We start from the raw sequence: 11,395 nt of genomic DNA on the forward strand, positions 1-11,395 counted from the left end.
GGCTGTAGACGGGCCAGGTGGTGGACGTCATGATCTCCTCCAGGAGGCGCCGCACCTCGGGCGCGGACATGCCGTAAGCGTATTCATAGCACTTCGGAGCGTGTTTGCCGGGCAGTTCGGCGAGCGCCGCGGCGGCGGTGAACCGCAGCGTATGAAGCCGCCGCGCTCGAAGGCGCGTCTCGATGACGAGGATCCCTGGCTCCGCCGCTCGCCGCGGCCGTATGATCCACTGTCTCCGGTCGTCCCCCGCAGGAGGTCCGCCCATGCCCCAGCTCGCCTTCGCCAACAGCTTCTGGGAGTCCTACGACCGCCTGGAGAAGCCGCTCAAGGCGGGGGTGCGCAAGGCCATGGAGAAGTTCCAGCGGCTCACCATCGCGGAGCTGTACGCCGACGAGGGACTGCACCTGGAGTCGGTGACCAACGCGCGGGACCCGAGGATGCGGACCATCCGCATCACCCTCGGCTGGCGCGGTGTGGTGCTGGCCCCGGACGACGGGAGCGACACCTTCCTGCTGCTGAACGTCCTGCCCCACGACGAGGCCTACGGCTGGGCGGCGAAACGCCTCTACACCGTCAACACCGCCACCCGCGCCCTGGAGGTGCGCAACGTCGTCGCCATCGAGCAGCTCACGCCCGCCCTGGAGAAAGCCGCGGCCGAGGCGCCGACGCTGCTGTTCGCCCGCTACTCCGACACCGTGCTGCGTGACCTCGGCATCGACGACCAGGTGCTGCGCCCGGTACGGACGATCATCGACAAACCACAGCTGGAGGCCTTCGGCGCCCTGTTCCCCGAGGACCAGTTCGAGGTCCTGCAGTTCCTCGCCGAAGGCTTCTCGCCCGAGGAGGTCTACCGGGACGTCGTCGCCGAGCGCCGGCCCGCCGACGCCACTCCCGAGCCGACCGAGAGCCTGGCGATGGCCATCGCCAACACCACCAACCGCATCACCCTCGTCACCCGGCCCGACGAGCTGGCCGACATCCTCGACAAACCGTTCGCGGCGTGGCGGGTGTTCCTCCACCCGTCCCAGCGGCGGGTCGCCTACCGCGCCTCCTACAACGGGTCGGCGCAGGTGACGGGTGGCCCGGGAACGGGCAAGACGGTGGTCGCCCTGCACCGGGTCAAGCACCTGCTCTCCCGCTCACCCGGCAGCCGGGTGCTGCTCACCACGTACACCACCGCTCTGGCCAGGACGCTGCGCGAGAACCTGACACTGCTCCTCGACGACGAGAAGCAACTGGCCCGGGTGCACGTCACCACCGTGAACGCCTTCGCGCACCGCGTCGTCCGCGACCTGTCCGGGCGTGCGCCGTCCCCCATCGGAGACGCCGACGAGCGGCAGATCTGGCGACGGGTCCGTCAGCGGCTCGGCCTGCCCTGGACGGAGCAGTTCCTGGCGCAGGAGTTCCGGCACGTCGTCCTCGCCCAGCGCATCGGCGGCGGCGAGGAGTATCTGCGGGCCGAGCGGCGGGGCCGGGGCTCGGCGCTCGGGCCGCGGCAGCGGGAACAGGTCTGGCGGGCCATGGAGGCGTTCTCGGCGGAGCTGCGCGCGGCGGGTGTCACCACCCATCTGCAGGTGTGCGTGCAGGCCACGCTCCTGCTCGGCGGTGCCGACCTCACCACGCACGGCTACGACCACGTCGTCGTCGACGAGGCCCAGGACCTGCATCCCGCGCAGTGGCGGGTGCTGCGCGCCGCGGTGCTCGAAGGACCGGACGATCTCTTCATCACGGGCGACCCGCACCAGCGGATCTACGACTCCCGGGTGTCGCTCGGTGCCCTCGGCATCTCCGTCGCCGGGCGCAGCAGCCGGCTGCGCATCAACTACCGCAGCACGGCGGAGATCCTCACCTGGTCGACCGGGGTGCTCGGCGGCTCGCGCATCGAGGAACTCGGGGGCGGGGGCAGCGACAACCTGACCGGTTACCGCTCGCTGCTCCACGGCAAGCGGCCGCACACCGCCGGGTACCCGGCCGAGCAGGCCGAGGTCACGGCGCTCGTGGAGCAGGTGAAGGACTGGATCGGCCAGGGCGTTCAGCCGAGCGAGATCGCCGTCTGCACCCGGTTCAACATCCTGCTGGACAAGGTGAACGACCGGCTGGCGGCGGCCGGCGTTCCCGCGGTCCGGGTGAAGGACCACCCCGGTGCGGACGTCGGCGGGGTGCGGCTGGCGACCATGCACGCCATGAAAGGGCTGGAGTTCCGCTGTGTCGCGGTCGTGGGGGTGACCGCGAGCGCCTTCCCCTTCGCGAAGGAGATCACGCCGCCGGAGGTGGACCGGATCCAGCACGAGAGCGACATGCTCAGAGAGCGCTGTGTGCTCTTCGTCGCGTGCACCCGGGCCCGTGACGCGTTGCACGTGTCGTGGAGCGGGACGCCCAGCCCGTTCCTGCCGTCCGTTTCCGCACCTCACTGAGGAGGCGCGGCGTCGCCCCCCGGCGCGGGGCGCAGAGCGCCGCCGGTGAGGCCGTCGCGCGCCAGCGCGGCGGCGCGATCACACAGCTCCGTGAGTTCCCTGACGCGTCGCTCGAACTCTTCGAGGGCGCGGAAGGCGGTGCCGTACAGCCGCTGATCGTCGACGCTCATCCGGGGGATGCGCGCGCCGCGAGCGTCGAGGCGGAAGCTGCCGCTGCCGCTCGTGGAGCGCCGGGTGTTCGCGGTGCTGCACAGGAAACCGTGCAGGTAGTCGGTGTCGAGCTGGTCGCTCGTGGAGACGGCCTCCCCTCCGATGATCTCGACGAGCCTGGCGCGGGCCAGGTCGGCCACCCTGACCGTGGCACCGTCGAGAGAGCCGGGCCCGGCGGCGAGGGGCGGCAGCAGACCCAGCATCTCGTGGAGCCGGCCCGCCAGGGCCTCGCGCACGGACATGTACTCCGCCAGGTGGTCGGTGCGGGATGCCGCGACGTGGTGCGGGGGAGCGAGATCCACCGTCTCGTCGAGCAGATCGACCAGAGGCACGTCCACGACCTGGTCCGGAGTGGGTTCGAACGGGCCGTCGGGGTCGTTGGCGGTCAGATCCACCATGCGAACGGAGGACACCGCGCTGTCAGGGGAGGAAGGCCGGGCCAGCAGCCACAGGTGCACGGGCTGGACGTGCGACGCGACCATCCCCGCGGGCAGCGCGACGAGCTGGGTGAGGATGCCGCGCCGGACGAGTTCGGCGCGGATCCGGCGGCCCGCTCTGCGGTAGGCGGCGGAGGCGGGCATCACGACGATCACCCTGCCGCCGGGCGCGACGTGTGCATAGCAGTGCTGCAGCCAGGCCAGTTCGCTCTCCGCCCGGGTGGGAACGCCGAGCTCCCAGCGGGGGTCGAGCAGCAGGTCCGCACGGCCCCAGTCGGGCACGTTCATGGGCGGATCGCACACCACGAGCGCCGCACGGAGCTCCGGCCAGCGGTCCTCACGCAGGGAGTCGCCCACCCTGACCGTCACGTCCGTCTTCCCCGCGAGCCTCGCACGTGACTCGGCGAGCCGGGCGGCCGACGGATCGACCTCCTGCCCGGCCAGGGTGACCTCGGGACCACTCCCGAGCGCGAGAAGCAGGGAGCCGATCCCGCAGGCGGGGTCGAAGACGGTGCCGCTCACCGAGCCCGCGAAATGTCTCACGGCACGGGTCAGGCGGGGGGACGACACCTGCTCCGAGCCTGCCTGGCCCGCCGAGTCGACGAAGCGTTCCGCGAGCCCCGCGACGACGTCGGCCGGTGAGCTCTGCGCGGCCAGGTCCTTCACCAGCGACCGGATCCCGGTATCCAGGGACTCGGAGGATCCGCTGACGAAGAGTTCGGAGACGTCGGCGAGGCCACGCGTCATGTCATCGCCGTACACGCCGCGCAGAGCCTGCCAGACGAGCACTTCGTCGGAGACGTCGCCGGCTTTGTGGTGCCGCTCCAGCCAGGTGTGAACCTCGGGCAGGGCGAACAGGGTGTTGCGCCCCCCGCCGCCGATCGGCGCGGGGAAGTCGGCGTGCCGCCTGCGCCAGTTGGAGACCGCAGCCCGCGTCACCCCGGCCAATCTGGCGATTTCCGCAGCCGAGACCAGGAAGTCGGCGCCGGACTGGGAGTCGGCGTTCATGGGGGCAACAGTACACGGAGCAGCAAATCCTCCCAAGCAATAGGTGCATTGACATTGTCAACGCGGAGTATCGATAGCACCCGTGTCGCTCAGGAGATGGCATCCGTGTCACTCAGGAGTTCGGTTCGCGCGAACGACCTCCCACTCGCCCGGCGATCGCGTCGGTGTCGTGCGCGGCGTCGATGACGAGCACCTCGTCGGCCGAGCCGACGATCCGGACGTTGTTGTCGACCTCCCACGCGCGACCACGCCTTGCACGGTGTACGGCATCGGAATCTCCTCTACAGGTGGACGCGCACGGGAAGCGACTCCCACGCGCGCAGGGTGTTGTTGAGATGGCGCCGGGGCGTCCCGGCGAGTTCGAAGCGTTCGACCCGGCGGGCCAGCGCGGTCAGCAGCGCCTCGGCTTCCAGGCGGGCGACGTGCTGGCCGGCGCACTGGTGGATGCCCATGCCGAAGCCGACGTGCCCGGAGGGGTCGCGGGACAGGTCGAAGGAGTCCGGGTCGTCCCAGCGGCGCGGGTCGTGGTTGGCCGCGCCGAGGAACATCAGGATCTTCCTGCCTTCCGGGATGGTCGCCTCGCCGACGGCGACGTCGCGGTCGGCGGTGCGGAAGAAGGTCTGCACGGGTGACTGCCAGCGGACCGCCTCGTCGAACGCGACCCGGGCCAGGCCGGGGTTCTCGCGCAGCCGCCGCCACTGCTCGGGGTGGGTGGCGAAGGCGTACAGGGCGGCGGCCAGGCCGTGGACCGTGGTGTCGACGCCGGCCGACAGCAGGGAGCGCACGATCAGCGGCGCCTGCTCGTGGGTGATGTCGCCGTGGTCGGCCGCGGCCCAGATCTGCGCGCCGAAGCCGTCCGGAGTCAGCACCTCGCGCTGGCACCGGGCGTTGACCCAGGCCGTCAGCTCGGCCACGCGCGGTTGCCCCCTGGCCACCAGGTCGCCCGCCGGGCCGAAGGCGTTGAAGACGTGGTCGCCGTAGGGCAGCAGGTTCTCCCGGCCGGAAGGCGGCAGGCCGACCGCGTCGGGGAACACGCGCAGCGGGAACGCCTGGGCGAGCGCGGTGACGGCGTCGAACTCCGGCTCGGCCAGCACCTGTTCCGCGAGCGTGTCGGCCTCGGCGAGCCACCTCTCCCGCAGCCTGCGCAACGCCCGGGGGCTGAGGATCTTCACCAGGACGGCGCGGGGCGCGTCGTGACGGGGCGGGTCGGCCTCCAGCAGCAGGCTGGGCGGGCGCCACGGCTTCTCCTTGCGGAAGTCGCTCAGCCCCACGCCCGCGCCGGACGGGAACGTCTGCCAGTCGGTCAGCGCGGCGTGCACGTGCTCGTAGCGGGCCAGGGCGTAGACGTCGTAGCGGGTCAGGTGGACGACGGGACCGGCCTCCAGCAGTGTGGCGTGCAGCGGCGCGGGCTCTTCGAGCACGTCATGGGCGAACGGGTCGGCGTCGAGCGACGGCAGGGTCACCGGCGTGGCCTTTCCATGCGAAGCGACACGGGTCGAGTTCGTGCGAGGGGTCACAGGTCGAGGACGAGGCGGTCGGATCGCGAGCGGGAGACGCAGACGAACATGCAGTCCCCCGCGGCCCGCTCCGCGTCGTCCAGCAGCGCGTCGCGGTGGTCCGGCTCGCCCTCCAGCACATCGGTCTCGCAGGTGCCGCAGAGCCCCTGGCGGCAGGACGACAGCACACCGACCCCGGCGTCGGTGATCGCCTGCAGTACGGACTGTCCCGGCGCGACCGTCACCGACAGCCCCGAGCGGCGCAGTTCCACCTCGAACGGCTCGTTCCTGGCGGGGGCACCGAGAGCCCCGGCGGCGAACCGTTCGGTGCGCAGCAGCCCGGCGGGCCAGCCGGCGCAGCGCCGTTCCACCGCCGCCAGCAGTCCGGCGGGACCGCAGCAGTACACCTTGGTGCCCGGCCGTGCCCGCTCGGGCAGCCAGGCCGCCAGGTCGAGAAGTCCGCACTCGTCCTGCGGGGCGAGGGTGACCCTGTCACCGTGGCGGGCCAGCTCTCCGGCGAACGCCATCGACGTCCGCGTACGGCCGCCGTACAGCAGCTGCCAGTCCGTCCCCAGCAGTTCGGCCTGGTGGATCATGGGAAGCAGCGGCGTGATGCCGATCCCGCCCGCGATGAACAGGTAACGCTCGGCCGGCACCAGCGCGAAGTTGTTGCGCGGTCCGCCGATGGCGACCATGTCGCCCTCGGCCAGTTCGTCGTGGACGTACGCCGACCCGCCCCGGCTGTCCGGCTCGCGCAGGACGCCGATCCGGTAGGTGTGGGCGTCCCAGCGGTCACCGCACAGCGAGTACTGGCGGGTCAGGCCACCCGGCAGGATCAGGTCCAGATGCGCGCCCGGCGTCCAGTCCGGCAGGCGCCGCCCGTCGGGGTGCGCCAGGGTCAGCGCCACGACGCCTTCGGCCACCGCGGCCTTCGCCGCGACCCGCAGATCCAGTGTGGTTGCGATGTTCATCCGTTCTCCCGAGATGTTCATCCGTTCTCCCGAGCGGCGGGGGCGGGCGCGTCCGAGGTGATGCGGAACGCGCGGACGGCCAGTCCGCCGGCGACGAGCACCACCGCGACGAGCAGGAAGAGCTGTCCCGGTTCCCACCCGGCGTCCAGCAGCCGGCCGGCGACGAGGGGAGACACGATCGCGCCGACGCGGCCGATGCCGATGCCCCAGCCGACGCCGGTCGCACGAACCTCCACCCGGTAGACGGAGGGCGTCAGCGCGTACAACCCCGCGACGCAGCCGTTGACGAACAGGCCGATCAGCGCGCCCAGGACGAACACCAGCCCGTACACCGAGGTGGCGGGCACGAACACGGTGAGCAGCGCCGCCGTGGCGAGGGTGTAGCCGAACAGCACGTTCTTGAGCGCGAAGCGGGCGGCGAGCAGGCCCAGCAGCGTGGTGCCGAAGATTCCGCCGAGGTTGAGCAGCACCCCGCCGGTGATTCCCTGGGAGGCCGACATCCCGGCCTCCACCAGGAGCTTCGGGGTCCAGCTCGTGACGAAGTAGAACCCGAACATGACCGTGAAGAAGCCGGCCCAGGTGAGCAGGGTGTTGCGGCGCTGGGCCGGGGAGAGGATCTGCCGGAGGCGGGGCGCCGGGGCGGTGGCGGGCCGGTCGGGCTCGGGCATGGACTCCAGCGGAGGCTGCTTCATCGCCGTCAGCAGTGCGTTGAGCCGGCCGAGGGCGTGTGGCGAGCGCCGCGTGAGCAGGAAGTCGAGCGACTCCGGCAGCCGCCACAGCACGACCGCGACGAGCAGCCCGGTGGCGACCCCGCCGAACGCGAACACCGACCGCCACCCGGACGAGTTCTGCAGCGCGACCGCGATGACGCCGCCCACGGTGGCGCCCACGGCGTAGCCTGTGGAGTTCAGGCTGACGGCCAGCCCGCGCCAGCGCCGGTTGGCGTACTCGGCGGCGATGACGTTGCTGCCGGCCAGGATGCCACCGATGCCGATCCCGGTGAGCACCCGCAACAGCCCGAGCTGGACCGCGCTCTGGCTCAGCGCCGACAGCAGCATCCCGGACGAGGACAGCACCAGGCAGACCAGGATCAGCGCCCGCCGTCCGACCCGGTCGGCCAGCGGCGCCAGGAACAGCGAGCCCAGCGCCATCCCGACCAGGCCCGCGCTCAGCAGCACGCCGAGTTCGGAGCCCGACAGCTTCCACTCGGCGGAGACGCTCGCCGCGGTGAAGGACATGACCAGGACGTCGAAGCCGTCCAGCACGTTCAGCAGGACGCACACGGCGATCGCCGACCACTGCGATCGGGACATCGGACTGTCGTCGATACGGGCACGCAGGCCCGCGGGTGAGGAACGCATCTAACCGGCCTCCCGGGGGGTGAGTTAGCAGTCGATAATGAGCCGGTTAACACCGCCGGGCTACGGTGTGTCCATTCAATGGATGCCCCGGGTGCCGGAACGGCACATGACCAGCGATGATGTGGGCGTGGCCAGGTCATCCAGCGGGGAGTCGGTCCTCACCCGCGCCGTGCGCATCTTCGAGGCGTTCAGCCCCGACGACCCCGTGCTCACCGTCAGCCAGATCAGCCGCCGGGCCGCGCTGCCGCTCGCCACGACCATCCGTCTCGTCGACGAACTGACCCGGCACGGACTGCTGGCCCGCGACGAGCGGCGCCGGGTGCGCATCGGCAACCGGATGTGGGAGCTGGCCCAGCGCGCCTCACCCGTGCGGACCCTGCGGGAGACCGCGATGCAGTTCATGGGCGACCTGCACCACGTGGTCGGTCACTCCACCCAACTCGGCATCCTCGACGGCGACGAGGTGCTGTTCGTCGAGCGCCTCGTCGCACCGGGCGCGGTCGTCAACATCACCAAGATCGGGGGGCGGCTGCCGCTGCACGCCTCGTCGGCGGGCCTGGTCCTGCTGGCCACCGCGTGCTCCGAGGTCAAGGCCCGCGTGCTTCGGGGCCCGTTGACGGCGTTCACCCCGCACACGATCACCGACCCGCGGACCCTGCGCGCCACCCTTGCCGACGTGAGCCGCCACGGCCTCGCCTTCTGCCCCGGCCACATCCACCCCGACGCCACCGGGATCGCCGTACCGGTACGGGCCGCGGGGCGCGTCGTCGCCGCTCTCGGGCTGGTGGTGCCGAACGACGGTAACGCCTGGTCGCTGACCAGGCCCTTGCAGCTCGCGGGGATGGCGCTCAGCCGCGCGCTCGACGTCCACGCCCGCACGTCGTAGTCGTCGCACGACCCGTGAAGCCGCTCCGGCAGTGGCAGCCGTGTTGTGATCACCGGTGCCCCGGGCTTCCCGCCACCCGCCGGATCGCGACGGCCGGGCGCGTCGCGATCCGGCGGTGCGGTCAGTCCTCCCAGCGCGGGCGGGCTCCGGCGGCCAGGCCGGCGGCGTCGTCCGGCCGGAGGCCCGGCGGGTCGAAGAAGCCGGGCTGCTCGGCGACCGGGTCGTCGGCGGCGTCGCGGAAGGCGCACTCGAAGCGGTGGCGTCCCGCGCCGACCTCGATCGCTCGGTCGGCCTCGGTCGCTCGGCCGCCTTCGATCGCCCGGTCGGGTTCGGCGGGCAGGACGACCGTGGCCGTCGCGCCCGCGGGGACGGCGACCTCGAGGTGGAGCCGGCCGCCGGCGCGTTCCCAGCGCACCTCCGCCCTGCCGTACGGGGTCAGGTGCGCGGCGCGGGCGTGGCACAGGCCCCCGCCGGGCAGCGGGCGCACCAGGATGCGCCGGTATCCCGGGGCGGCGGGCGCCAGGCCGGCGACGGTGCGGTGCAGCCAGTCGGCGACCGCGCCCAGGGCGTAGTGGTTGAAGGAGGTCATGTCTCCGGGGTTGACCGAGCCGTCGGGCAGCAGGCTGTCCCAGCGCTCCCAGATCGTGGTCGCGCCCATGGTGACGGGGTAGAGCCAGGACGGGCACTCGCGCTGCATGAGCAGGTGGTAGGCGTCGTCGGGGGCGCCGGCGGCGACCAGGGCGTCGCAGATGAGCGGGGTGCCGACGAAACCGGTGCCGATGCGGTGGCCGCTCTCGCGGACGAGTTCGACCAGGCGCCGGCCCGCCCGGGCGCGGCGGTCGGCCCCGGCGACGAGGTCGAACTGCAGGGCGAGCGCGTAGGCGGTCTGCGAGTCGCCGACCAGGCGGCCGGAGGGCGAGACGTACTCGGCGTCGAAGGCGGCGCGCACGCGGTCGGCGAGGCCGGCGTAACGCCGATGCCCCTCCTCGTCGCCGAGGACGGCGGCGGCCCGCGACAGCAGACGGGCCGAGTGGGCCAGGTAGGCGGTGGCGACGAGGGCGCGGTCGGTGCGCGCCTCGAAAGGACGGTCCGGGGGAGCGGCGGGGTCGAGCCAGTCGCCCAGCTGGAAACCCCCGTCCCACAGGTGGCCGCCCCCGGCGCGCCCGGCGCACTGGTCGACCCAGGCTCTCATGCTCGGGTACTGCCTGCGCAGCGGTTCCGGGTCGCCGTAGCGCTCGTACAGCGTCCACGGCACGATGACGGCCGCGTCGCCCCAGGCGGCGACGGGTTCGATCGGGAACAGCAGCTGGATCCACGGCACGTAGACCGGGACCGTGCCGAACTCGGCCTGCTCGGCCGCCAGGTCGGCCAGCCAGGACCCCAGCATGCCCGCGCAGCCGTACAGGAACGCGGCGGTGGGGGCGAAGACCTGGATGTCGCCGGTCCAGCCCAGGCGTTCGTCGCGCTGCGGGCAGTCGGTGGGGATGTCGACGAAGTTGCCGCGCATGCTCCACAGCACGTTGTCGTGGAGCCGGTCCAGGGCGCCGTCGGAGCTGTCGAACCAGCCGGTCCGCTCCATGTCGGTGTGGCAGACGACCGCCCGCACGTCGGCCGGGTCCGGTTCGCCCGGCCAGCCGTCGATCTCGGCGTAGCGGAAGCCGTGGATGGTGAAGCGCGGCTCCCACTCCTCGACGCCGCCGCCGCGCAGGGTGTACGTGTCGACGGAGTGGGCGGCGCGCAGCGGCCGCACGCACAGTTCCCCGTCCTGGAGGACCTCCGCGTGGCGCAGGGTGACGGTACGGCCCGCCTCGCCCCGGACCCGGATGCGCAGCCGTCCGGCGAGGTTCTGCCCGAAGTCGAGGATCGTCCGCCCGGCGGGAGAAGTGATCACTTCGGCGGGGCCGAGTGTCTCCACCCGGCGTACCGGCGCACCGGTGGGCGCCACGAGCAGGGCCGGGTCGTGGGGCAGCGGGTCGGCGGGCAGCCAGCCGCTGTCGTCGAAATCCGGAGCCGACCAGCCGGGCTGTTCCAGCCGGGCGTCGTGGCGCTCGCCCTCGTACAGGCTGGTGGCGGTGACGGGACCGGGCGCGCAACGCCAGCTCCCGTCGGTGGTCACCAGGTCGCGGGTGCCGTCGGCGTAGAAGATCTCCAGCTGGGCGATCAGCGCGGTGCGGTCGCCGTACACCTGGGTCCTGCCGCCTTCGAACCCGATCTTGCCGCGGTACCAGCCGTCGGCCAGGGTGGCGCCGACGGCGTTGGCGCCCTCGCGCAGCAGCGCGGTGACGTCGTGGGTGCGGTAGCGCAACCGGTGCCCGTAGCTGCTCCAGCCGGGGGCGAGCACGTCGTCGCCGACCACGCGGCCGTTGAGCTCGATCTCGTACAGGCCGTGCGCGGTCACGTACAGGCGGGCCCCGGACACCGGGGCGCGCACGGTGAAGTCGCGCCGCAGCAGCAGCGCCGGGCCGTCGGGCGGCCCCAGCAGGTCCAGTGGCGGCGCTGCTGCCCTCGCCTGCCAGTCGGCCGCCTCCAGCAGCCCGCTCTCGGCCCAGGACCAGGGGCTCCAGTCGCTGGCCGAGCCGTCGCGGCCGTGCACGCGCACCCGCGCCCCGCGC

7 protein-coding genes and 1 pseudogene are annotated in these 11,395 nt (G+C 72.5%); 2 read left to right on the top strand and 6 right to left on the bottom strand.

Going from position 1 to position 11,395, the window contains the following annotated elements; genetic code table 11:
• A pseudogene (locus ABD841_RS39650) lies at positions 1-265 on the bottom strand (hypothetical protein); the annotation flags it as partial.
• Between ABD841_RS39650 and ABD841_RS39655 the strand changes: the two are divergent.
• Entirely contained in the window at positions 264-2,414 is a 2,151-nt protein-coding gene (locus tag ABD841_RS39655) for a UvrD-helicase domain-containing protein (RefSeq protein WP_344982217.1), read from the top strand. The pseudogene ABD841_RS39650 and the gene ABD841_RS39655 sit on opposite strands and share 2 nt — an antisense overlap.
• On the opposite strand, the gene ABD841_RS39660 is transcribed toward ABD841_RS39655, so the two are convergent.
• The 4 genes from ABD841_RS39660 to ABD841_RS39680 form a co-directional block, all read right to left on the bottom strand.
• Entirely contained in the window at positions 2,408-4,069 is a 1,662-nt protein-coding gene (locus ABD841_RS39660) for an N-6 DNA methylase (RefSeq protein WP_344982218.1), read from the bottom strand. The genes ABD841_RS39655 and ABD841_RS39660 overlap by 7 nt on opposite strands.
• A 281-nt stretch (positions 4,070-4,350) precedes the next feature.
• Positions 4,351-5,532, bottom strand: a complete 1,182-nt coding sequence (locus ABD841_RS39670; RefSeq protein WP_344982219.1) for a cytochrome P450 — start codon at positions 5,530-5,532, stop codon at positions 4,351-4,353.
• Positions 5,533-5,582: 50 nt separating this feature from the next.
• Positions 5,583-6,536 (bottom strand): PDR/VanB family oxidoreductase, encoded by a 954-nt coding sequence (locus ABD841_RS39675; RefSeq protein WP_344982220.1) that lies wholly within the window; start codon positions 6,534-6,536, stop codon positions 5,583-5,585.
• A gap of 17 nt (positions 6,537-6,553) precedes the next feature.
• Positions 6,554-7,897, bottom strand: a complete 1,344-nt coding sequence (locus tag ABD841_RS39680; protein ID WP_344982221.1) for an MFS transporter — start codon at positions 7,895-7,897, stop codon at positions 6,554-6,556.
• A 106-nt stretch (positions 7,898-8,003) separates the two neighbouring features.
• On the opposite strand from ABD841_RS39680, the gene ABD841_RS39685 reads away from it, so the two are divergent.
• Entirely contained in the window at positions 8,004-8,783 is a 780-nt protein-coding gene (locus tag ABD841_RS39685) for an IclR family transcriptional regulator (RefSeq protein ID WP_344982222.1), read from the top strand.
• Between the two features lie 121 nt (positions 8,784-8,904).
• On the opposite strand, the gene ABD841_RS39690 is transcribed toward ABD841_RS39685, so the two are convergent.
• The coding region (locus tag ABD841_RS39690) for a family 78 glycoside hydrolase catalytic domain (protein ID WP_344982223.1) at positions 8,905-11,395 on the bottom strand (2,491 nt) is incomplete at its 5' end.

The sequence above is a fragment of the Streptosporangium fragile genome (genome assembly GCF_039534445.1).
Taxonomy (GTDB): Bacteria; Actinomycetota; Actinomycetes; order Streptosporangiales; family Streptosporangiaceae; genus Streptosporangium; species Streptosporangium fragile.